Here is a 23952-nt window from a genome sequence, read left to right as displayed (position 1 = left end):
TTTTCACAAAATTTTTTATGAGACATCGGGAACGTTCCCATAAAATTAAAGCCTGTATTTTTGATCTGGATGGTGTGCTAGTTGATACGGCTATTTATCATTACCGGGCTTGGAAAAAACTGGCGCAGAGTCTGGGTTTTGATTTTAGTAAAGAGGATAATGAGCATCTGAAGGGTGTTAATCGGATATCTTCGTTAAAGATGATTCTGAGCTGGGCCGGCTCACAAAAGAGTGAGGAGGAAATTGAACGTTTAGCAGAATTAAAGAACCAATGGTATAAGGAAATGATTGCTTCCATGGATTCAGAACAGCTCCTTCCAGGTGTAACGGAGTTTTTGAAAGAACTGAGAAGCTCAAGTTACCTTCTTGCTGTGGGTTCAGCAAGTAAAAATGCGGAGATTTTACTAGCAAAAACAGGAGTAAGGAATTATTTCGATGTTGTGGTAGATGGGACGTTGGTATCGAAATCTAAGCCTGATCCGACTGTATTTCTGAAAGCAGCCGAGTTACTATCTGTAGAGCCTTCTCGCTGTGTGGTATTTGAAGATGCTCGGGCAGGAGTAGAAGCAGCTTTAAGGGCGGGTATGATGGTCATCGGTGTCGGGAAAGTTGAGGACTTAAGGGAGGCATGCGAGGTAGTCGGCGGACTATATGAATTGAATGTGAAGAAATTATGCTCCATTTTAAAAGAAAACGGCAATTGGGTAAGAGACTATAAGTAATGAAAAAGTATTTAAAAGGTGATGAATGGAACATCATTGAAGAAGGGTTTCACGCTGAATTCAATAAGGTTTCCGAGAGTATATTTAGTTTAGGGAATGGCCGATTTGGGCAGCGGGGAAATTTTGAAGAATATTATTCCGGTGAAAGCTTGCAGGGGAACTATGTGGCAGGGGTCTATTATCCGGATAAAACGAAAGTTGGTTGGTGGAAAAACGGCTACCCTGAATATTTTGCTAAAGTTCTCAATGCTGTCAACTGGATAGAGATAGATAGTTGGATCGATGGGGAACGTTTGAACTTGGCGGATTGTAAGATTTTGATGTTTAAACGCATTTTGCATATGCGTGAGGGGTATTTGGAGCGTAGGGTGATAGTTGAGCTCCCTTCAGGGAAACAAGTTGAAATCCACGCTCAACGTTTTTGTAGTATGGCTAATAATCGCATGGGCGTGATTCAGTATTCAATAACCCCGTTGAACTTTGATGGAGACATTGAGTTTCACCTGGGTTTGGATGGAGACGTCAGAAATGCTGATGCAAACTATGAGGAACATTTCTGGGAAGAAGTGGAGCAACGGGAAGATGATGGCAGTCAGTTTCTAACCATGCGGACCAAGAAGACTGGCTTTGAAGTTTGTGTGGGTTTTTATTATTCGGCACATTTAGATGGGCAGCAGTTAGAAGGGGGACAGCAGGCAATAAACCGGGATCAATATGTGGGTTATAAGCAGAAAGTAGAAGTACAAACAAATGAGAAATTGACTATCTATAAATATGTGAGTCTCATTAGTTCAATGGACATAGCAAAAACTTGTCTACTTAATGAATCGAAAGTCAATATCTCTACGATGAAAAAGCGTAGTTATGTAGACTTATTGCAGGAGCATCAAGATGCCTGGAAAAAGAAATGGAATGAAAGTGACCTGATTATCAAAGGTGATGTGTCTGCGCAACAGGCAATCCGTTTTAATATATTTCATCTCAATCAAACCTATACAGGTGAGGATGAGCGCTTAAATATTGGTCCGAAAGGTTTTACAGGGGAAAAGTATGGCGGGGCGACTCACTGGGATACAGAAGCCTATTGCATACCTTATTATTTACGAACAGCGGAAGCCCGGGTTGCAAAAAACTTATTGCTTTATCGTTACCGTCATTTAGAAAAGGCAATTGAGAACGGAGAGAAGTTGGGGTTTTCAGACGGTGCAGCTTTGTATCCGATGGTGACAATGAATGGAGAAGAGTGTCACAATGAATGGGAGATTACTTTTGAGGAAATCCACCGAAACGGTTCTGTTGCTTATGCGATATACAATTATGTGACCTATACAGGAGATAGAAGGTATTTGGCTGATTATGGCATTGATGTATTGATCGCTATTGCCAGATTCTGGTCACAGCGGGTAAACTGGAGCGAAGAGAAGCAGGCTTATGTGATTTTAGGGGTAACGGGGCCGAATGAATATGAGAATAATGTTAATAATAACTGGTATACGAATACCATTGCTGTATGGTGTTTGAATTTTACGATCGACGTTCTGAGGGAAATAGAAGTGAGCTGGAATGAAGATTACCAAGATGTATTAACGAGAACGAATTTTAAAGCTGACAAAGAAATTGATCGTTGGAAGTCGATCATTCGGCAGATGTATTTCCCGGAAGATAAAGTCTTAGGTGTTTTTCTACAACAAGATGGCTTTTTGGATAAAGAACAGGTGTTGGTAAAAGATTTGGATCCTAAGCACCGCCCGTTAAATCAGAAATGGAGTTGGGACCGGATACTACGTTCGGTTTTCATTAAGCAAGCTGATGTATTGCAGGGACTATACTTTTTTGAAGAGAAGTTTGATTTGGAGACACTGCGCCGGAATTTTGACTTTTATGAAAGTCGTACGGTTCACGAAAGTTCCTTGTCCCCCTGTGTGCATGCTGTTTTGGCGGCAAAGTTAAACCGGGGAGAGCAAGCCTACGAACTTTATTTGCGTACCGCCAGATTGGATTTGGATGACTACAATAATGATACGGAAGATGGTTTGCATATTACATCAATGGCTGGGAGCTGGATGAGTGTAGTTGAAGGCTTTGCAGGTATGAGGGTGCGAAATGATCTGTTGAGCTTTTCGCCTATCGTGCCTAAGCAATGGGAGTGTTATTCATTTATGATGAACTTTCGTGGTATCGTACTCCAAATTGAAATTTCTGAAAACAGCGTTCAAGTATCAAACAAATCTGCCGACGCAGATTTGTTAATTGGGCTATTCGATGACACTTATACGGTTCGTGCTTCATGCAAGATTGAAATTCCAAATAAAAAATCTGGAAATGAAGAAAAAATAGCATATTAAGAACCTAAGCGACCACGAAAATGAATAAGCAGCCAATTACAAAACCAACTTTATCATTCTGGCAGATCTGGAATATGAGTTTCGGATTCCTTGGAATTCAGTTTGGCTTTGCTCTTCAAAATGGAAATGCTTCTCGGATTCTACAGGCCTATGGTGCCGATATTGAACATTTGTCTCTTTTTTGGCTTGCTGCGCCTCTAACAGGGATGATCGTACAACCTCTGGTTGGCCATTACAGCGATCGGACTTGGACAGGCCTTGGTCGGCGGAGACCTTATATATTGGCTGGTGCATTGTTTGCTGCGATTGCCTTGGTTTTAATGCCCAATGCTGGTCAACTCTTTACCATAGCCATTCCGCCGCTGATGATTGGTGCTGGAATGCTCATGATCATGGATGCCTCGTTCAACGTGGCGATGGAGCCATTTCGGGCGCTCGTTGCGGACAACCTATCTAGCCAGCAACGCAGTCAGGGTTTTTCAATCCAGACTTGTTTAATTGGAATTGGTGCGGTATTAGGTTCCGCTTTACCTTATCTATTAGCTGAATACATGGGTGTGGAAAAAACAGCGAGTGAAGGACATATTCCGGATAATGTGGTTTTTTCATTTTATGTCGGTGCTGCTGTGATGGTATTGGCGCTGGGGCGGACTGTATTTACAACAAAAGAATATACGGATAAGGAGCTATCGGCTTTTCATCCGGGCATTGAAAAAGAAGAGGAACGAAACAAAGGCTTGAAGAATATTATCAGTGACTTTCTTGCTATGCCCACAGCCATGAAACAGTTGGGTTTAGTTCAGTTTTTCTCTTGGTTTGCGCTGTTTTCTATGTGGGTGTTCTCAACACCAGCGATTGCGCAGCATGTCTACGGTTTAAATGCTTCAGATACATCATCGTCTACATATGCAGATGCGGCTAACTGGGTAGGTGTTCTGTTTGGTATATACAATGGAGTTTCTGCTTTGTTCGCTTTGTCGCTACCACTGATTGCACGGAAATTTGGCAGGAAACGAACACATGCGATTTCTCTTACGGCGGGAGGAATTGGGTTAATATCTATTTTCTTTATAGATGATCCAAACTTGCTTGTTTTTTCCATGATCGGTATCGGTTTTGCATGGGGAAGTATTCTCGCGATGCCTTACGCGATTCTTGCGGACTCTCTGCCTCCTTATAAAATGGGGGTTTATATGGGCTTGTTTAACTTTTTTATCACCTTTCCACAAATTGTGAATGGATTTTTCGGCGGCTGGATGGTAAAGCAGTTTTTCGATGGGGAGGCGATTTATGCAATTATATTGGCGGGCGTTGCCATGGTGATAGCAGCGATCTCGGTTTTATTTGTGAAGGACGAGCGTGCCGCTTTTAAATCGAATTGATTATGAAAAAATTCTTACTATTATTTTCGGTTCTTCTGTTTCTGGTGGGTACGGCTTGCAAGAAAAAAGATTTACCCGCTCAGGATACCGGTCAGCCAGATTCGAAAGAAAAGGAATTGCCTGAAGGCATGGTAGATGGAGCTAATATTCTGGATGAGTCTGCAGTCTTGTTCAATTTGTTTGCACCGGGTAAGGACGAGGTGCACCTATTGGGCGATTTTAATAATTGGACGGCAAGTGAAAACAGCTTGATGAACCGGACTCCGGATGGTAAACGGTGGTGGATTCAGGTGAATGGATTGGATGATTCCGACGAATATACCTATCAATATCTGGTGGACGGTGAAATTCGCATTGCAGACCCTTATGCGAAAAAGATACTTGACCCACAAAATGACCCATATATAGATAGCCAACGTTATCCCGGTGATATTAGCTACCCCGATGGAAAAGCCAATGGAATTGTCAGTGTACTTCAGATGAAAGTGGAACCATATTCATGGAAGCTTACTAATTTTAACCGTCCGGCTAAGAATGATTTGGTGATCTATGAGTTGTTAGTCCGGGATTTTCTGGAAAAGAATACCTACAAAGTATTGGCTGATACGATCAGCTATTTGAAAAGTTTGGGCGTGAATGCAGTAGAGCTCATGCCTGTTAATGAATTTGAAGGAAATTTAAGCTGGGGATACAATCCGTCTTTTTATTTTGCGGTGGATAAGTATTATGGTTCGGCTAATCAGTTAAAGTACTTTATTGATCAGTGCCATGAAGCTGGGATTGCGGTGATTATGGATATGGTATTAAATCATTCATTCGGTCAGTCGCCCATGGTGCAGCTGTACTTTGATGAACAGAAGAAGGCGCCTACAGATGAGAATCCATGGTTTAACTCTGTTCCCAAGCATCCCTTTAATGTAGGTTATGATTTCGATCATGAGAGTGCTGATACCAGGTTTTTTGTAAAAAATGTGATCAAATTTTGGATGGAGGAGTATCGAATTGATGGTTTCCGTTTTGATCTTTCGAAAGGCTTTACGCAGAAAGATTCGGGAACGGGAGATGGAGGTGTCGGAGCCTGGTCAGCGTTTGACGCGAGTCGGATCGCTATCTGGAAAAACTATAACGATTATATCAAGTCGCTCGATGACGATGGCTTCTACGTTATATTGGAGCATTTTGCTGTGGATGAGGAAGAAAGTGCTTTGGCTGCAGAGGGCATGATGTTGTGGAATAATATGAATTATGCTTTTAATGAAGCAACAATGGGCTGGGTTCAAAATTCAGATTTGTCACGTATGTTTTATTCAAACCGGGGCTTGCCGGTAGCTGATCATTTGATAAGCTATATGGAAAGCCATGACGAAGAACGCATGATGTATAAAAACTTGCAATGGGGGAATTCAGCGGGGAGTTATGACGTGAAGAATTTGAAAACTGCGCTTGAACGACAGGAAATGGTGGTTGCATTTTTAATGGCAGCACCAGGCCCGAAAATGATATGGCAATTTGGTGAGGTAGGCTACGATGTGTCAATTGATCAGAACGGTCGCACCGGTGAGAAACCAGTTCTCTGGAATTACTTAAAGAATGAGGATCGCAATAAGCTAAAGGAAGCTTTTGCTAAATACATTCGAATGAAAATCAATAATCCGATATTTGGTACGGACGTCGTGGAATATGAGGTTTCTGGTGCTGTAAAAACAATCCATTTGAAGCAAGGCGAAAATGAAGTTTGGGTTATCGGTAATTTCGATGTCACGGAACAGACGATTGTCATTCCGATAAAATCGGGTAGCTGGACAGACTATGTGAATGGGGATGAAATTATACTTCAGGAGGATAAATTAGAAACCATATTAAAAGCTGGCGAATATCATATCTATAGCAATCATCCATTGAACTGACGATTGCCTTTCTTAGCTGATTAAAGCTAGACCATATTTGAATAGAAGCGAAGCGGCGATAGCGCTGCCGAAGCTTACGAGCGTTCCGATGAGGACATATTCTGTCAACTTGCGGTCTTTGGAAGCAGTAAGGTCGCCGAAGCGGAAAATAGATTTCGCAGCCAAAAGAAAACCAACACCTTCCCAGTGATCGATTACGATAAATAAGAAGATCAGTAAACGCTCTAGGTAGCCTATATATTCGCCTGCGCTTTCTAAGGAGTCATCTTCTTTATTTGCTGTATCAGGCGTCCATTTTGAGATGAAAATCCGAACGGCGATCGACAAGGGTTTTGTTAAAAAAACAAAGGTGAGCGTCCAAAGCATAACTTGAGTAAAGGTGGTCTGGTCGACAGTTTGAAACCAAGCCAAGACGTCTTGTCTATAGAGAACCCAGATCGTTAAAATTACCAAAAGGTGTAATAACTGATCGATGAAAAACAGCAGTCTCGCATTTTTCTTTGTTTGTAGATAGATCTTTAGGCTATCGATGATCAGGTGACTGCTGGCGATAATCAGTGCCCACGGCCAGAAATTCCAGTTCCACATGAAGAGCATCACCAATGCAAAATGGATCGCGATGTGGATATATAGCTGGTATGCTTTGATTTTCAATTGCTCTTTGGCTTTGGCCCATTTGGTTGGTTGCAGGATAAAGTCCCCCAAAAGGTGCGCGAATAGCAGTTTTAATAATACGATCATTACAGTCTCTTTAGTTTATCGCGAAATAAAGCGTCCATTGCGAGTATTTCTTCAAAAGCCGATCGCTTAAGTCGCGTACTGACGGTGTTCTGTTTAATACCGATCAACTCACCCAACTCCGCTTGTGATTTTTCTGGATATTTGAGAGCTAAGCTGACGATTTCGGCTGAATTTTCAGTCCAGTGATCCATGATAAGCAGAGCCAAGCGCAGGAACATGTTGATATCGGAATCGAAATCTTGCCTATCACTTTTGACTGCCAGGTTTATCTTGTCCTTTTTTAAGGTTTCAAACTTTTCTCCCGAATAGATAAATGCACTGCCGTTGGATTCCGTGACGCGCTTTGCGGAGTGGTTAATATCGCCAAACCCGATCGATATTCTAATATCAAGATCTTTAATTGTTTTAATAGATGCTTTGATAGCTAGAGCGACTTGAAGGGCTCCTTCAGGTTTGTTTATTTTTAGTTGAAAACTGTCCCCACGATAAATATCCCAATCGGCAGGCGTTTCGCCAAATTGTGAAAGACTTTTTTTTAGCAGAGGTAGCCATTCATTAATATCAATTTTGGATGAATTTACGATGTCACCCGTCAAAACAGCAATCATAGTTATGATGATTAGAATATAAATCTATCCAATTTTGAGGTGATAATCAAAATTATCTTTCATATTAGTGATACTTTTTGTCTTTATTCTGACTAAAAGCTTGTTACTTAGGAACTTTTTTACTATATTCAAATCAAAAACCTACATAGCCTTAAAACCTAAAATTCAAGTATTATGAAAAAGTTCAATTTCTTTTTTCCGGTATTAATGATGGTGAGTCTATTGATTTTTGCTTGTTCTTCTCCTAATAAAACGGATGTGAAGGCACAACAGGCGATTGAGGAAAGCTTGCCAGCAGGGGTGGATGTTGTTGTCGAAGATGGGGTAGCAACATTTAGTGGTCAGTTTGAAAATGAGGTGGATCGGATTGTTGCCGAAAATGCAGCGAGAAAAACGAGAGGTATCCGCTCTGTAGAAAATAATGCAACTGTGTTAGACGATACACCCGTTGATAGTGCAACAATGGATTCTTTGGATGCAATTGATACGGCGATAACGGAATAATAGAGGCATTTTTATAAATGTTTGCATGTTTCAAAATTATTATTCATATTTGGCTTCATAACAGAGAATGAATAATAATAACGTAAATATTAACTGGTGGTGGCACAAAGGATAACCTTGTGACATGACTTCTATACATTAATATTTTATAATAAGGAACAGAGGCTTGTCGATAAACGACAAGCTTTTTTTTTGAACGAAAATGAAAAAAATTTTAAATCACCTATTTGAGCATCGCAGCTTTAGTCGGAAGGAAGCCCATGAAATCTTAACTAATATTGCTACCGGAAAGTATAATCTTTCACAAATAGCGGCTTTTATGACTGCATACAGTATGCGTTCGATTCGTGAAGAGGAGTTGGCGGGCTTTAGGGACTCCATGTATGACCTGAGTTTAAAGCGCGACTACAACGGTTATCAATTAATCGACTTATGCGGTACTGGGGGCGACGGAAAAAATACGTTTAATATTTCCACTTTAGCGTCGTTTATCGTAGCCGGTTCCGGACATAAAGTAGCGAAACATGGTAATTATGGCGTGTCATCTGGTTGTGGTTCCTCGAATGTCATGGAGTACTTGGGCTACCAGTTTTCTAACGATCAGGATGAGATTTCAAGATCATTGGACGAAGCGAATATATGTTTTCTCCATGCGCCGCTTTTTCACCCGGCGATGAAGAGTGTTGCTCCGATCCGGAAGGAGCTTGGCGTTAAAACTTTCTTTAACATGTTGGGGCCGATGATTAACCCGGCAAATCCGGTGTACCAATCGGTAGGTGTATTTAGTTTGGAGCTGGCGCGTTTATATGGTTATATATATCAGAAGACGGATAAGCAATTTAGTATTATTCACGCTTTGGATGGATATGATGAGGTGTCGTTAACTGGAGACTATAAGATTATTACCCACCAGGCTGAACAAATAGTTAAAGTAAAAGAACTAGGTTTTGAAGTAATTGATCCAAAAGAAATTCGTGGTGGAGAAACTGTTGAAGAGGCTGCAAAAATATTTAAAAAGATTTTAAGCGGGGAAGGGAATGATATTCAGAACAACGTGGTGTTAGTGAATGCGGCAATTGCTATTAATACGATTGATCAGCAAGCGTCTTTTGGCGATTGTTACTATAAAGCAGAAGAGTCCTTGTTAGGGGGGCATGCACTTAACAAATTTAAAGCGCTATTAAAACAATGAATGTAAAAACGAAAGTTTGCGGTCTACGAGAGCAAGCTAATGTGTTGGATGTTGCAGCTTTAGGCCCCGATTATATGGGCTTTATCTTTTATCCAAAATCGAAGCGCTATATAGGGGATCGTAATCTCGACTTTCTGAATGATTTAAAACAGATTAAGAAGGTTGCTGTATTTGTTGATGCCACAGAGCAAGCGATTGACGACGTGCTCAGGCGTTATCAATTCGATGCTGTGCAATTGCATGGGAATGAAAGCCCGGAGTTTTGCCAACGTGTTCGCGAAAAGAACGTGGAATTAATAAAGGCTTTTGGTGTGGACCAAGGTTTTGATTTCGATCAATTGAAGAGCTATACGCAAGTAGTGGATTATTTTCTTTTTGATACGAAAACGATCTCATATGGTGGCTCGGGAAAGCGGTTTGATTGGGGTGTTTTAGGGAACTATAAGGAAGAAACGCCTTATTTTCTGAGCGGAGGAATCGACAAGGATACATTGTATGGTGCAAAAGCGTTAGAAGATAGAAGGCTTTATTGTATTGATATCAATTCCCGGTTCGAAGTAGAGCCCGGTGTAAAGGACATTACTTTACTGAAGTCAGTTTTAAAATAGAATTAAAAACAAAGATAATGAGTAAATACCAAGTTAATGATAAAGGCTACTATGGTAAGTTTGGAGGAGCCTATATTCCTGAGATGTTGTATCCGAATGTGGAAGAACTTAGGCAGGAGTATATTAAGATTATGGAGAGTGAAAACTTTAGGCGTGATTTCGATAAGCTGCTCCATGATTATGTTGGCCGGCCCTCACCACTTTATTTAGCGGAGCGTTTGTCAGAGCGGTATCAAGCCAATATATATTTAAAAAGAGAGGATCTGAACCATACTGGTGCACATAAGATTAATAACACGATTGGGCAAATATTATTGGCTGAGCATTTAGGTAAAAAGCGAATTATCGCTGAAACGGGTGCCGGCCAACACGGGGTTGCAACAGCGACAGTCTGTGCTTTAAAGGGTCTGGAATGTGTGGTATATATGGGCGCGGTAGATATTGAGCGTCAAGCACCCAATGTGGCGAGAATGAAGATGATGGGAGCGAAAGTCATTGCCGCAGAATCTGGAAGTAAGACTCTGAAAGATGCGACCAATGAGGCTCTCCGTGACTGGATTAATAATCCGGTAGATACGCACTACATCATAGGTTCTGTCGTAGGACCACATCCTTACCCTGATATGGTTGCTCGCTTTCAGTCGATCATCTCATCGGAAGCAAAGCAACAGATTATGGATAGAACAGGAAAACTTCCTGATTATGTGATGGCATGCGTAGGAGGTGGGAGTAATGCAATTGGTATGTTCTATCATTTTCTGGATGATGAAGGTGTAAAACTCATCGCAGCTGAAGCGGCAGGAAAAGGTGTACATAGCGGGCAATCTGCAGCAACTTCTGTACTAGGGAAGGAGGGGGTGCTCCATGGTAGCCGGACGATTTTGATGCAGACGGAAGATGGTCAGGTTATCGAGCCTTATTCAATTTCTGCCGGGTTGGATTATCCGGGAATTGGACCTCAACACGCTTACTTACATGAGACCGGACGCGTAGAATATGTAAGTATCACCGATGATGAAGCAATGCAAGCAGGCTTACTTTTGACTCAGCTGGAAGGGATTATCCCGGCAATTGAGAGCGCACATGCATTGGCACAATTGGAGAAAATGAGGTTTCAAAAAGACGATCATATAATCGTGTGTTTATCTGGCCGGGGAGATAAAGACCTTGATAATTATATGAAGTATTTTTCGCTTTAATATGTTGGTTGCGTTTAACTTAAGATTCATAAAATGAATAGAATAAAAGAACTATTTAATACAGAAGATAAAAATCGTCTATCTATCTATTATACAGCTGGGTATCCGAAGTTGGACAGTACGCTTGAAATTGCAGAGCGCTTGGAAAATTCGGGTGTTGACTTTTTGGAGATCGGTTTCCCTTATTCTGATCCGCTAGCCGATGGTCCGGTTATCCAACATGCTTCTCAGGTGGCACTGAGGAATGGAATGACATTGGATGTCTTGTTTGAACAGTTAGCTGATTTAAGAAAACGGGTTACTATTCCCGTATTCTTGATGGGTTACGTAAATCCTGTAATCCAATATGGGGTTGAGCGATTTTGTGAGTCCTGTGCGAGAGTGGGTGTCGATGGAGTTATTATTCCTGACTTACCTATGTATGAATATGAAGAATTGTACCAGGACGTATTTGCACAAAACGGATTAAGCAATATATTTTTAGTAACTCCACAAACCAGTGATGAGCGAATTCGTAAAATAGATGAACTTAGTACCGGGTTTATTTATTTGCTCTCTTCATCATCTACAACTGGCAAAAATCTTGATATATCAGAAGATAGATTGGCTTATTTTAATCGGATTAAGCAGTTGAATTTAAAGAATCCATTTGTTATTGGCTTCGGAATATCAAATAGCGAAAGTTTTAGACAGGCAGCTGAGGTTGCTGATGGTGCTATCGTTGGTACCGCATTCGTCAAGCAATTGGAAACAGACGACTATTTGGATAAAATCTCTCCTTTTATCGAAAAGTTAAAAGCATAAGTGCAGAATGAGCGATGAGCGTCGACATTAAATGGGTGAGCATTGGCATTAAATGTACATTGTCAGATCGCCCTCTCCTTGTCTTATGACCTCGAAATCGCCGGTTGTACAGTCTACAACTGTTGAGGGGATATTCTTTCCGTAACCGCCATCTATGACGGCGTCTACGATTGATCCGTATTTTTCGTAAATTAATTCAGGATCTGTTGAGTATTCGATAACTTCATCTTCATCGTGAATTGATGTGGATACGATGGGGTTACCGAGTTGCTTTACAATTTCACGGGAAATGTTATTGTCGGGGACACGGATACCGACAGTCTTCTTTTTCGAACTTAAAAGTTTAGGTACCTGGCTGCTAGCATTGAAAATAAATGTAAATGGTCCTGGTAATGATCGTTTTAACAATCTAAATGTTGCATTATCCAAAGGTTTGGTATACTGCGAAATTGATGTGAGGTCATTGCAAATGAAAGAGAGGTTTGCTTTATTTTTGTTTAATCCGCGAATCCGGCAGACACGTTCGATTGCTTTTTGATTTGTTATGTCGCAACCGATACCATAAATAGTATCGGTTGGGTAGATGATGACGCCACCTTTCCTTAGGATATCGACTATTTGGTCGATACTTTTAGGGTTAGGGTTTTCTTCATAGATTTTTATAAACATTTTAGTAGCTGTTGAGTGTTTCTTCATTAACAATTAAAATGAGCTAATGGTTTCCTGATCCATCCATTAGCTCATTTTAATGAGAGTGTTAGCGCGATCTATTATTTATGATCTGTTATTAAAACTCAGCGCTTTTTGGAAAACGAGGGAATGGTATAACGTCACGTATATTGGTCATACCGGTTACAAAGAGAACTAGACGTTCAAAGCCGAGACCAAATCCTGCATGTGGAGCTGTTCCAAAGCGTCTGGTATCGAGAAACCATTTCATTTCTTCCTTTGGAATGTTCATCTCATCCATCCGATCGGTTAACACATCATAACGTTCTTCCCGTTGGGATCCGCCAACGATTTCTCCGATACCAGGGAACAGAATATCCATGGCTGCAACAGTTCTTCTTCCTTCTTCATCAACTTCATTTTGCCGCATATAAAAAGCTTTGATGTCAGCAGGATAATCTGAAAGGATAACCGGTTTTTTAAAGTGCTTTTCTACTAGGTAACGCTCATGTTCCGATTGAAGATCAACTCCCCATTCGTCAATCAGGTATTTGAATTGTTTTTTCTGATTTGGCTTAGAACGTTTAAGAATCTCAATAGCCTCTGAATACGAAATTCGTTCAAAATCGCTTGTCAGGCAGAATTCTAATTTTTCAATTAAATCCATCGGCGAACGCTCGTTTTGAGGTTTCTTCTTGTCTTCTTCTACTTGACGATTTCTTAAAAACTCAATTTCATCTGGGCATTTCTCCAGCGCATATTTTATGACATATTTTAAGAGCTCTTCAGCGAGATCCATGTTGTCATTATTGTCATAAAAAGCCATTTCTGGTTCAATCATCCAAAACTCGGCTAAATGCCTTGTTGTATTGGAGTTTTCAGCTCTGAAAGTAGGACCGAAGGTATAGATATTACCCAAAGCCATTGCCGCTAATTCCCCTTCTAATTGTCCGGAAACAGTTAAGTTCGTTGGCTTGCCGAAAAAATCTTCTTTGTAGTCAACCTCTCCCTTATCATTACGTGCAGGGTTATTTATATCAAGTGTTGTAACCTGAAACATCTCACCCGCACCTTCAGCGTCGGAACCCGTGATAATTGGCGTGTGGATATAGACAAAACCTTTGTCATTGAAAAACTGATGAATAGCAAATGCCAGTGCATTTCGGACTTTAAAGATTGCATTGAAGGTGGTTGTACGGAACCGTAAATGTGCTATTTCCCGTAAAAACTCTAGACTATGTCTTTTAGGTTGTAAAGGAAATTTATCCGGGTCACTTTCACCCAATATCTCCAACTTTTCCGCTTTCAGCTCAACACGTTGTCCTTTTCCCAATGATTCGGTAAGAGTACCGGTGACAGCAACAGCGGCGCCAGTATGTAATTTTTTTATTTTTTTTTCTTCGAACTTATCAATGCCGATAACGATCTGAAGGTTGCTGAGACATGATCCATCGTTCAAAGCAAGAAATTGATCGTTTCTAAACGTTTTCACCCAGCCTTTTACCGTAAACTCTTTCCCTAAGTCATCAGAATCCAGTACATCCTTTATTCTTGTATGCTTCATGATTTGATTTGTTTTATTGTCTCTTAAGAACAAATAAACCTCCATTAGCGGAGGTTTATTTGCGTATTATTCGTTTTTCTATTTTGCTGGTTTTACGAAAGAACTTTTGTTACCAAGTCAGCAGCTTCTTTCAAAAGAATAGCTGAGTAAACCTCCAGTCCAGACTCGTCTATCAATTTTTTTGCTTCTTCGGCATTGGTGCCTTGTAATCGTACGATAATAGGAACGGGGATATTGCCCATGTCTTTGTAGGCATCGATAACTCCCTGTGCTACACGATCACAACGAACTATCCCTCCAAAAATATTGATCAGAATTGCTTTTACGTTCGGGTCTTTTAAGATGATATTAAAGCCCGCTTTAACAGTCTCTGCATTGGCTGTCCCACCTACGTCAAGAAAGTTCGCTGGTTCGCCACCCGCTAGTTTAATGATATCCATTGTAGCCATAGCAAGACCAGCACCGTTTACCATACAACCTACGTTACCGTCGAGCTTTACGTAATTAAGGTTTGACTTGTCAGCTTCAACTTCTGTTGGGTCTTCCTCTGCGAAGTCGCGCATTTCTAAGTAATCTTTATGGCGGTACAATGCGTTTTCATCTAAATTCACCTTTGCGTCAACCGCTAGGATTTTGTTATCGGAAGTTTTTAATACAGGGTTAATTTCAAATAAAGATGAATCAGTGGCATCGTATGCTTTATAAAGCGCAGCAACAAATTTTACCATTTCTTTATGTGCCGCTCCTTCCAGACCTAAATTGAAAGCGATTTGCCTTGCTTGAAAACCCTGTAGTCCTACCTTTGGATCAATCTCTTCTTTAAAGATTAGTTCAGGTGTTTTTTCAGCAACCTCTTCGATATCCATTCCACCTTCGGTAGAGTACATAATTATATTACGGCCTTTTGCACGATCCAAAAGTACGCTCATGTAAATCTCTTTGGTTTCACTCTCACCTGGGTAATAAACATCTTGAGCAATTAACACCTTGTTAACTTTTTTTCCTTCAGGTCCAGTTTGTGGAGTAACCAGTTGCATTCCGATGATTTCTGAAGATTTCTCTCTTACTTCATCCAGATTCTTAGCCAACTTTACACCACCGCCTTTTCCTCGTCCACCTGCATGGATTTGTGCCTTTACTACAACCCAGTCAGAGTTAAAGTCTTCTTTTAATTGCTTGGCTGCTTCTACAGCTTGTTCAGGTGTTTCGGCTACAATTCCTTCTTGTATACGTACACCGAAACTTTTTAAAATTGCTTTACCTTGGTATTCGTGAATATTCATGCTTTAAAAAATTTGCAGTAAAAGTAAGTCTTTTAATCCACTTAATCAATCGACATAGCTGCTATTTATTTGAATATTAAAAAGAATTAAGCATTTTTATCTAATTATAAATTAGTATTATCTTCGCTCCATGTTAAGTGCAAAAGGTATCTATAAATCATACGGCAAGCTCCAGATATTGAAGGGGGTGAGCTTAGAGGTAAATACAGGTGAAATTGTGGGTATTGTGGGAGCCTCTGGAGCCGGGAAAAGCACATTACTTCATATCATAGGCTCGTTAGCTTCTCCGGATTCAGGTTCGGTTGAGATAAACGGAACAGAATTAAGTAAACTGTCAACAAAAAAGCTGAGCGACTTCCGAAACAAGAATATCGGTTTTATTTTTCAGTTTCATCATTTGCTTCCTGAGTTTACTGCTTTGGAAAATGTCTGTATGCCTGCGTTTATAGCGAAAAGATCAAAAAAAGATAGTGAATCTCGTGCTAGGGAGCTTTTGAAGCTACTTAACCTTTCACACAGAACAGATCATAAGCCTGCCGAACTATCTGGAGGGGAGCAACAGCGTGTCGCAGTAGCTAGAGCGTTGATTAATAACCCGGCGGTTGTTTTAGCAGATGAGCCGTCCGGTAACCTTGATTCAGATAATGCACGGGCACTAAATCAGATTTTTGTAGAGTTGCGCGATAAATTGAATCAAACATTTGTCATCGTAACTCATAATGAAGAGTTAGCCGGAATTTCAGATCGGATTGTGCATATGAAAGACGGTGAAATAGTAGACAATATATAAAAAGCTTTTTGAAAAAGACCGTTATCATTACCGAAGGTACCAGTGCAAAAGCACAGGAGCAAACAAAGAAATATCCGGATGCAGAAATTATTTTTGCAGATTCCAGACCGGTGCCGGCTTTACTAATTAAAATGGGGAAATATATCCAATTGCCTGCACCTGAGGCCTCCACATTTATTCATGAGCTATTAAAAAGCTGTTTAGATCATAATGCAACAGCTTTGGTTCTCCTTTCGGAGGAAGAAAGGAGAACGGTGGAGCCTCAAAAGATGCTATTTGAAGAATTTAATATCCAGCTGATATGATTGAATTGTCGGAGATAGGAATCGGAAAATCTGCTTTTGTGTTCGAATTGGATGATGTGCTTTATCCGGTAAAAGATTATGATCTGCAGGTTTACTATCTTTTCGCAAACTTATTAGAATACACGGAAGGTACGCCCCTTGCTGCCGAGTTGACTTCTTTTCTCAAGAAAGCATATGAAGCTCATGGGACAGAGGATCTGTTTGATCGCGCTTCGCAAGTATTTGGAATCGACGAAAAGTATCGGGCCAATTTCAATAAAATGGCGGTCGATGCCCAACTGCCGCTCCGCTTGATTTTATACCCGAATTTGCTTCGGCTCCTTCGCTCCATTCGCGATGAGCGAAAGGATATATTTATCTTAACGAAAGGTAATCCTTTGATACAGCTTAATAAAATCAAGTATACGGACTGGGAGGGCTTGGAAAAATATCTGAAAGTGTACTTTTATGATGAAATTAAAATCGTAAAAAAGCAGGAACCTTTACAGTATTTGCTTGAGGAAAATAAACTAAAGCAGAGCAATTTGCTATTTATTGGACGTTCAGATCATGATCGGAGTGTTTGTCATGACTTGGGTATTGATTTTCTAGATGTTTCCTTATTAATGGACTAAAATATGTCACTATTGGGGTTGGTTCGATCATTGATGCTTTTCACCTTAGTTTGTGTCTTCCTCTTTCCATCATGTTCGAAGACAGAAGTTCCTCGTGTCTTACCTAAACCCGTTCGTGAAAACACCAGAGAAGATAAATTAAAGGACTCGGTCTATCTCTATACCTATTACATGTACCTTTGGCAAGAGCAACTCCCGACTAGTTTTCCGACCAAAAACTATAAGAGTGCTGAACATGTGTTAGCGGCTCTAACGGAATACTCTAAAGATCCTGTAACCGGTATAAAGCTCGATCGTTTTAGTTTTCTTGACCGTAGTGGTGCGGTGGATCAAGAGATCAGAGAGGGAAGGTTAGGGAGTTTTGGCTTTGATGTCCGGTATCAGAATGAAACTGATCTGTATGTGAAAATGGTTTATCCAGGTTCGCCGGCAGATGAGGCTGGTATCGAGCGCGGTTTCCATATCCTGTCTATTAATGGTAACTCAAATTTGGATAATAGGCTGCACGAGCCGAACGACTATGCCTTTATTTTTAATGCACTGGATGAGGAGTCAATTAGCCTGGAACTTAAAAAGCCGGATGGAACTACAGTGACAACTTCTCTAGAGCGCAAAGTTTTCTTTTTGGATCCAGTATTTTATTCGAATATCTATGCCGTTGGTGAAAAAAAAGTAGGATATTTTGTTCTTGAATCTTTTGTTTCTACAAAAGATGATTTAGGAAGGGAAACGGAGGTAATGAAAAGACTTCGGGAGGTTTGTGATGAATTTCAAGGTGCGGGTGTTCAGGAAGTTATTGTCGATCTTCGTTATAATGGGGGAGGCGCAGTTATCACTGCCGAAGATTTATCCAACTTGTTGGCGCCTTTGGCGGTGTCCAACAGTTCGTTGATGTACCGTTATGGTACTAATGAAATTCTGAAGAACGATGACGAGGAGCGAAATGAACCTATTTTTGGCCCGGTAAATTTTAAAAAGACGAATTCACTGAATCCAACACGGATCTACTTTTTGGTTACAGAGGGTACTGCGTCAGCAAGTGAGCTCCTTATAAATAATTTAAAACCATATACTGATGTACAGTTAATAGGTGAGGGTACTACCTATGGTAAGCCTGTTGGGTTTTATGCTGTTTCTATTATGCAAAATGATCTTTATGCGGTTTCGTTTAAGACTATTAACGCAGATGGTGAAACAGATTATTATGAGGGGATGCCAGTGGATAAAGATGTGTCTGAAGATTTGACCAAAAATTGGGGTGATCAGAATGACCCTTTGTTGAGAGAGGCTCTGCATTACGCTGAAACGGGTACTTTTACGAATGGGAATAATTTGCTAATGACCCGAAAGGGAGTTGATACTAGGAAGTCAGTACTTAATAAAAAACTGGATTTACGTGGGAATCGGGATATGTATTACTTTTCTCTTAAGTGAGTTTTTTTTATTAAATTGGATGACTCAATAACAAGCTATGAAGAACGCGCCACCGACCCTAAAAGAGATAGCCAAAAGATTGAAATTATCAACATCAACTGTTTCCAGAGCTTTAAAGGATCACCCCAGCATTGGCTTAGTGACAACAATGAGGGTCAAGAAGCTGGCAGAAGAGCTTAATTATGAACCAAACAATCGGGCTATTTTCTTTAAGCAACAAAAAACCTTCACGATCGGTGTGGTATTACCGAGTTTATCAGAATCTTTTTTTAGCACTGCAATTAGCGCAATTGAGAATAAAGCAACTGAAGAGGATTATACAGTAATACTTGGGCAATCTTTGGATGATGAAAAGCGCCAGTCTCGGATTCTCGAAACGTTACGTAAACACCGGGTTGATGGTATTATCGTATCGGTAGGCAAGAATACGTCCAATTTTGAATTTATCGAAACACTGGGGAAAGCTGGCATTCCGATCGTGTTTTTTGACTGTGTTCCTGATCGTGCTGACGTGATCCGTATTGTATCAGATCTCAAACCAGGAATTATGGAGGCTATCGATACCTTTGTTTCATGTGGACATAATCAGATTGCACTGATCAATGGCCCGAAAACCTTGCTGGCGAGTAAAGAACGCTTGGAAGGGTATAAACAAGGGCTAAAGAAAAACAATATTCTTTTTAATAAAGATTACGTATTTACGAGTGATCTCAGTGAAGAGGATAACAAGCGGGTGATGAGTGAATTGATTGCACTTCCAAACCGACCATCAGCAATTATTTGTTTTAGTGATTACGTAGCGCTGGATACAATGAAAGTTGCGAAAGAGAGAGGTTTAAATATTAATCAGGATGTTTCGTTTATCAGTTTTTCAAACTTTCCAATCTGGAACCATATAGAGAATAAACCCATGGCGTCTATTGAACAATTCGCTGGCAAACAAGCAGAAAAGGCCGCAGCCATCCTTTTTGATTTAATCAATGAACGACAGGGTGTTGACAATAAGCTAATAAGTTACCCTTCAAAACTTATCCATTTGGATTCATTGTAAAGGGTAACTTAAGTAATTAAACTCGCTTAAAAACCGCTGTCATCCAACGCAAAGACAGGTTTACTTGTTTTCCATTTCCCGTTGGTGAAATCTGGAAAATCAAGTGTTTTATTGCCTTCTTTAACTGATTGTATTGACAATGGGAATAACGCGCTCATTGTTACTGAATCGTACACATCAATAGGTGTTTGTCTCTGTTGTTTTACCGACTCAAAGAATGCATTGTCGACAAACCAGTCCATTCCACCATGTCCCGATCCGGTTGCCAGATGCTCGTATTTTTTCCAGAGAGGGTGATCATATTTCTTTATCCATTCATCAGCTTTGTCCCAAACGTGACTTTTTGCGGCTTTTCCCTCGATATACATCCCTTGGTTAACGTCCATCCAGATACCGTTCGTTCCTTGAACACGCAGACCGATAGAGTAAGGTCTGGCTAGGTGCACATCATGCTTTATCTCAATTGTTTCTCCATTAACACAAGTCATAAGCGATGTGGTGATATCACCATTCTTGAAATCGATTTTAGCATTTGGATGTCCTGGTGATTTCTTTTCGATATAGTCTGCTAAACCACGTGCTTTACTCGAAAATGAAACAACTTTGGTAATTCGGTTCCCGTGATTTATATCAGCAAAGTGCATTGCTGGGCCTAAGCCATGAGTAGGGTATAGGTCGCCGTCTAAATCAATATTAAATTGCGTTCTCCATTGCGCCTCACTATAACCCTTGTCCCCAAATTCAACTCCGCCGCCATAGGGTTGTTTGCCATCGTTAAAAAGTACTTCCCGCAAATCGTGTTGATAACCACCTTCAAGATGGATGATTTCACCGAACAGACCCTGACGAACCATGTTTAAAACCGCCATGACGTCTCTCCGATAAGCAACATTCTCCAAACACATATAAGGTATTCCCGTAGCTTCAGAAGTTTTCACGATATCCCAGTGCTCATCTAATGTCAAGCCTGCGATTACCTCACAACCAACGTAGACACCGGCTTTCATAGAATTGATCGCTTGTTCGTGATGAAATTGCCATGGAGTAGAAATAATTACTGCATCTAGCTTCTCCCGCTCCAACATTCTTTTATAAGCATCCAATCCGCCAGTATATTCCTTCGGAGCCTTCTTGCTTTTTTCTTTAAATTGCTTTCGGCATCTAGCAAGAGAATCTTCCTGCGTGTCACATATAGAAACGACATTCACATCGTCACGATTTAATGCTATCGCCACGTGGTTTCGACCGCGCATCCCGACACCAATAAACCCTAAGCGAATGATACCCTTTTTTGATTTAGCAAAGATATTTTGGGGACTAAGTACTGTTGACCCCGCAGCAGCAATACCTCCTGTTTTTATAAATGTTTTTCTATCCATGCGTTAAAAGTACGATCCAGATAGATACAATCCTAATATTAGAAACAGATCGTTACAAAGTCAATCGGTTGCGCAAAGTAAAGTTTTACGATCAATCGATTGCGTTTTTTTTAAACTATGAAAATAAAATTCAAAATCGGATATTGCAACCCTGTCCAATAAGTGACATCAAGAAACAAATGAAAAAAGCAAAATCTATAAGTATATAATGGGGATTTCTTCAAATTTAAAAATTGCAGAACAGTTTAATATCGAAGGGAATCCAGTTTCAATTACTGAATTTGGGTCAGGACATATCAATGACACCTATCGAGTTTCAACAGATCGGGCTGAGGGTCCGGAATATCTTTTACAGCGCATTAATAATTTCGTTTTTAAGGATGTTGAGGTGCTAATGGACAATATAAAGAAAGTAACCGATCATCTTCAGAAAAAAATGACAGATCATCCAGATATCGATCAAAAGGTATTGAAGATTATCCCTACAAAAGATCAGAAGCTATATTATATTGATGAAGATGATAAATATTGGCGCTTGATGATTCTTATTAAGGATACCCGAAGTTATGATATTCTTGAAACGGAAAGTCAGGCTGAGGAAGGAGGGAGAGCTTTCGGTAACTTTCAGGCCATGTTGGCGGATCTTGATCCTGGGAAAATAGATTATACGATACCTAACTTTTGCAACATAGAATTTCGACTAAGAAATTTCCATACCGCGCTCAAAAACGATATAGCTAACCGAAAAAAGGATGTAGAAACCGAAATAAAATATATTCTTGAACGCGAGAATCAAATGGGCACCATTCTTCAAATGGCAGCTCGTGGCGAACTGCCTTTGAGAATTACACACAATGATACGAAGTTCAACAATATATTGCTCGATAAGAATGATAAAGCACAATGCGTTATTGATTTAGATACCGTTATGCCTGGTTATGTGGCTTACGACTTTGGAGATGCTATTCGAACCATTATTAACAGGGCTGCTGAGGATGAAGCTGACCTTTCTAAGATTCAGCTAAATATTCCATTATTCAGAGCCTATACTAAAGGTTACTTAGAAGCGGCTCATCAGTTTCTAACGAAGAATGAAGTGAGCTCTTTGTTGCAAGGGGTACTACTTTTTCCATACATGCAGTCGGTTCGGTTTCTGACTGATTATTTAGAAGGCGATACGTATTACAAAATCCAACATGAACATCATAACCTTCAGAGAACACGGGCGCAGCTAAAACTTGCAAATGAAGTTGAATTGCATCAAAATGAACTGGAGGAAATTATTCAAACTGAAGCAGCTAAATATACTTTAGCGGTAGATGAAAATTAAGAATATGAAAACACTGGATGTAAGTTTTTCGGACGAACTAGATCCCGATAAGGATCTACTTAAAAAGCTAGCTGAACAATTACCAACGCATAAGCTAGACTGTGTGTCCTGGGTTGACTTTCCGTATAAACCGAATGTAACATTTAATATCGCTTATAGCGAAGAGGCTATTTTTGTTCGCTTCGATGTTCAGGAAAGTGTATTACGGATAAATAATTACGAAAGTAATCAGCCTGTTTACGAAGATAGTTGCGTTGAGTTTTTTATTTCCTTCTCTGATCAACATTATTATAACCTCGAGTTTAATGCTATCGGTATTGGTTTAGTAGGCTATGGAACGAATGACAAAACTCAAAGACAGCGCCTGTCTTCAGAACGCATCCACCAAATTAAAACTTTTTCAAATATCTCTAAGAATGGCAGAGGTGAAGATGTTAAATGGAGCCTTATGATTTATATCCCCATAGAGCTTTTTAAAGAGGAAAGTGTGTCCAGCTTGAAAGGAAGAAAAGCAATGGCTAACTTTTATAAATGTGGAGATATGCTTCCGGAACCACATTACATTTCTTGGTCGCCAATTCAGGCCGATGAACCTAATTTTCACCTGCCTGAATACTTCGGTCAAGTAAATTTCAATTTTTAAAATTCACTTGTTTGTTGAATACCAGCAATGGCACTTGGCTTTTAAACGAAAGTGCTTCTGCCATGCTCGAAAGAAATAGTTTTTCGAAAAAAGTTCGCTGTTGGTTTGTAAATAGGGCCACCATAGACGGTTTAATCTTATCGATCTGCAGCTGAAGGTTATGGATCATCGAATGATTGATGTCAGCTTTTTCTTTCCATATTTTTACAGGATAACCTGCTGTTAGCTCGAGGTTATTCAGTTCATTTTGATGGTCTAGACTAGAAGGTGTAGCGAAGTGCAATACCTCGACAGAGAGTCCACGGGGCTTAGCAAATTCTAAGACGGTATCAAATTCTCTTTGTAGATTTTCTAGATCCGTAGAATAGAGAACGTTTCTTAAAGGTTTTGAGCGGTAGTCTTTAGGAACAGCAATGACCGGTACTGGCGATTTTGTGATTAAGTTACCTGTATTTGTCCCTAATACTTTGTTTACAAAGCTCGCTCCGCGCGTGCTAATCACAATAAAAGCAATATCGCTGTATTTTTTACAGTAATCAATTAGACTGACATCGGCTTTGATGCCCTCAATAATCTCACAAGTATATTCTCCTTCATCCATCTTTAACGAACGATAAACTCCTTGAATGAAACGCTGAAGCTTATCGCGTTTTTTTTCTATTTGTTCCTGTTTGTGCTTTTCAAACTCTGCTTCATCAGCTTCTTTTAGCTCCCTTTTGATCTGAGTTGTATGCACAAAAACCAGCGTTGATTTATTACGGGCTGCAAGGCGTATGGCGAAACGAAGACCTGATTTCGAATTATTTGAAAAATCTGTCGGTACTAATATTTTTTCCATGTATAAGCTGCTATTTAGGATATACTTTAAAGTTACTATT

General features: G+C 40.1%; 23 protein-coding genes. 16 read left to right on the top strand and 7 right to left on the bottom strand.

The genetic code is table 11. From position 1 onward, the window contains the following. The first annotated feature begins 17 nt into the window (after positions 1–17). The 4 genes from pgmB to D3P12_RS11550 are packed head-to-tail and all read left to right on the top strand — an operon-like array spanning position 18 to position 6356. A complete protein-coding gene (gene pgmB / locus D3P12_RS11565) occupies positions 18–722 on the top strand; it encodes a beta-phosphoglucomutase (protein ID WP_118195662.1) in 705 nt (234 codons plus the stop codon). Then, positions 722–3067, top strand: coding sequence for a family 65 glycosyl hydrolase domain-containing protein (locus D3P12_RS11560; protein WP_118195661.1), 2346 nt, complete (start codon positions 722–724; stop codon positions 3065–3067). Before pgmB ends, D3P12_RS11560 begins: the two co-directional genes overlap by 1 nt. Before the next feature lie 20 nt (positions 3068–3087). After that, on the top strand, positions 3088–4449 hold the full coding sequence (locus D3P12_RS11555) for an MFS transporter (RefSeq protein ID WP_118195659.1): 1362 nt from the start codon (positions 3088–3090) through the stop codon (positions 4447–4449). Between the two features lie 2 nt (positions 4450–4451). After that, positions 4452–6356 carry an alpha-amylase family glycosyl hydrolase gene (locus D3P12_RS11550; protein ID WP_118195657.1) on the top strand — a complete coding sequence of 635 codons (1905 nt, stop codon included), beginning with the start codon at positions 4452–4454 and terminating at the stop codon, positions 6354–6356. A 12-nt stretch (positions 6357–6368) separates the two neighbouring features. On the opposite strand, the gene D3P12_RS11545 is transcribed toward D3P12_RS11550, so the two are convergent. Together D3P12_RS11545 and D3P12_RS11540 are read right to left on the bottom strand one after the other, a co-directional pair. Then, a complete protein-coding gene (locus tag D3P12_RS11545; RefSeq protein ID WP_118195655.1) occupies positions 6369–7097 on the bottom strand; it encodes a DUF3307 domain-containing protein in 729 nt (242 codons plus the stop codon). Further along, positions 7097–7705: a SatD family protein gene (locus D3P12_RS11540; RefSeq protein ID WP_118195654.1), complete on the bottom strand. Its 609-nt coding sequence runs from the start codon at positions 7703–7705 to the stop codon at positions 7097–7099. The genes D3P12_RS11545 and D3P12_RS11540 overlap by 1 nt, the downstream gene beginning before the upstream one ends. Positions 7706–7879: 174 nt before the next feature. On the opposite strand from D3P12_RS11540, the gene D3P12_RS11535 reads away from it, so the two are divergent. The 5 genes from D3P12_RS11535 (at position 7880) to trpA (ending at position 12012) form a co-directional block, all read left to right on the top strand. Further along, positions 7880–8209, top strand: a complete 330-nt coding sequence (locus tag D3P12_RS11535; RefSeq protein WP_118195652.1) for a BON domain-containing protein — start codon at positions 7880–7882, stop codon at positions 8207–8209. Positions 8210–8411: 202 nt separating this feature from the next. Next, the gene (gene trpD / locus D3P12_RS11530) at positions 8412–9401 is read left to right on the top strand and encodes an anthranilate phosphoribosyltransferase (RefSeq protein ID WP_118195650.1); all 990 of its coding nucleotides are present in this window, start codon (positions 8412–8414) and stop codon (positions 9399–9401) included. After that, complete coding sequence (locus tag D3P12_RS11525; RefSeq protein WP_118195648.1) at positions 9398–10009, top strand: phosphoribosylanthranilate isomerase; 612 nt, start codon at positions 9398–9400, stop codon at positions 10007–10009. The genes trpD and D3P12_RS11525 overlap by 4 nt, the downstream gene beginning before the upstream one ends. Positions 10010–10026: 17 nt before the next feature. Beyond that, positions 10027–11208: a tryptophan synthase subunit beta gene (trpB, locus tag D3P12_RS11520; RefSeq protein WP_118195646.1), complete on the top strand. Its 1182-nt coding sequence runs from the start codon at positions 10027–10029 to the stop codon at positions 11206–11208. A gap of 33 nt (positions 11209–11241) precedes the next feature. Further along, entirely contained in the window at positions 11242–12012 is a 771-nt protein-coding gene (trpA, locus tag D3P12_RS11515; protein ID WP_118195644.1) for a tryptophan synthase subunit alpha, read from the top strand. 48 nt (positions 12013–12060) lie between these two features. On the opposite strand, the gene D3P12_RS11510 is transcribed toward trpA, so the two are convergent. The 3 genes from D3P12_RS11510 to sucC form a co-directional block, all read right to left on the bottom strand. Then, the gene (locus D3P12_RS11510; protein WP_118195642.1) at positions 12061–12681 is read right to left on the bottom strand and encodes an L-threonylcarbamoyladenylate synthase; all 621 of its coding nucleotides are present in this window, start codon (positions 12679–12681) and stop codon (positions 12061–12063) included. A gap of 118 nt (positions 12682–12799) precedes the next feature. Further along, positions 12800–14245 (bottom strand): asparagine--tRNA ligase, encoded by a 1446-nt coding sequence (asnS, locus tag D3P12_RS11505; RefSeq protein ID WP_165438736.1) that lies wholly within the window; start codon positions 14243–14245, stop codon positions 12800–12802. A 92-nt stretch (positions 14246–14337) separates the two neighbouring features. After that, positions 14338–15528 carry an ADP-forming succinate--CoA ligase subunit beta gene (sucC, locus tag D3P12_RS11500; RefSeq protein ID WP_118195640.1) on the bottom strand — a complete coding sequence of 397 codons (1191 nt, stop codon included), beginning with the start codon at positions 15526–15528 and terminating at the stop codon, positions 14338–14340. Positions 15529–15658: 130 nt separating this feature from the next. Here sucC and D3P12_RS11495 point away from each other — a divergent pair, with 130 nt between their 5' ends. Genes D3P12_RS11495 through D3P12_RS11475 form a run of 5 tightly spaced genes read left to right on the top strand, consistent with a single transcriptional unit; the run spans position 15659 to position 19722 of the window. After that, a complete protein-coding gene (locus D3P12_RS11495) occupies positions 15659–16318 on the top strand; it encodes an ABC transporter ATP-binding protein (protein WP_118195638.1) in 660 nt (219 codons plus the stop codon). 8 nt (positions 16319–16326) lie between these two features. Then, on the top strand, positions 16327–16623 hold the full coding sequence (locus D3P12_RS11490; protein WP_118195637.1) for a hypothetical protein: 297 nt from the start codon (positions 16327–16329) through the stop codon (positions 16621–16623). Then, positions 16620–17237, top strand: coding sequence for an HAD hydrolase-like protein (locus tag D3P12_RS11485; protein ID WP_118195634.1), 618 nt, complete (start codon positions 16620–16622; stop codon positions 17235–17237). The genes D3P12_RS11490 and D3P12_RS11485 overlap by 4 nt, the downstream gene beginning before the upstream one ends. Before the next feature lie 3 nt (positions 17238–17240). Next, entirely contained in the window at positions 17241–18671 is a 1431-nt protein-coding gene (locus D3P12_RS11480; RefSeq protein ID WP_118195632.1) for a S41 family peptidase, read from the top strand. Positions 18672–18708: 37 nt separating this feature from the next. Then, positions 18709–19722, top strand: a complete 1014-nt coding sequence (locus D3P12_RS11475) for a LacI family DNA-binding transcriptional regulator (protein ID WP_118195630.1) — start codon at positions 18709–18711, stop codon at positions 19720–19722. 26 nt (positions 19723–19748) lie between these two features. Here D3P12_RS11475 and D3P12_RS11470 read toward each other — a convergent pair whose 3' ends face one another. Beyond that, positions 19749–21101, bottom strand: coding sequence for a Gfo/Idh/MocA family protein (locus D3P12_RS11470; protein WP_118195628.1), 1353 nt, complete (start codon positions 21099–21101; stop codon positions 19749–19751). A 208-nt stretch (positions 21102–21309) separates the two neighbouring features. Between D3P12_RS11470 and D3P12_RS11460 the strand changes: the two genes are divergently transcribed. Next, positions 21310–22431: a phosphotransferase enzyme family protein gene (locus tag D3P12_RS11460; RefSeq protein ID WP_118195625.1), complete on the top strand. Its 1122-nt coding sequence runs from the start codon at positions 21310–21312 to the stop codon at positions 22429–22431. Then, positions 22421–23074: a carbohydrate-binding family 9-like protein gene (locus D3P12_RS11455; protein ID WP_118195623.1), complete on the top strand. Its 654-nt coding sequence runs from the start codon at positions 22421–22423 to the stop codon at positions 23072–23074. Before D3P12_RS11460 ends, D3P12_RS11455 begins: the two co-directional genes overlap by 11 nt. On the opposite strand, the gene D3P12_RS11450 is transcribed toward D3P12_RS11455, so the two are convergent. Continuing rightward, the gene (locus tag D3P12_RS11450) at positions 23064–23912 is read right to left on the bottom strand and encodes a universal stress protein (protein WP_118195620.1); all 849 of its coding nucleotides are present in this window, start codon (positions 23910–23912) and stop codon (positions 23064–23066) included. The genes D3P12_RS11455 and D3P12_RS11450 overlap by 11 nt on opposite strands. Between the last annotated feature and the right edge of the window lie 40 nt (positions 23913–23952).

Source organism: Pedobacter indicus (assembly GCF_003449035.1).
In the GTDB taxonomy this organism is placed as follows: Bacteria; Bacteroidota; Bacteroidia; order Sphingobacteriales; family Sphingobacteriaceae; genus Albibacterium; species Albibacterium indicum.
This window is presented reverse-complemented; position numbering and strand designations above follow the sequence as displayed.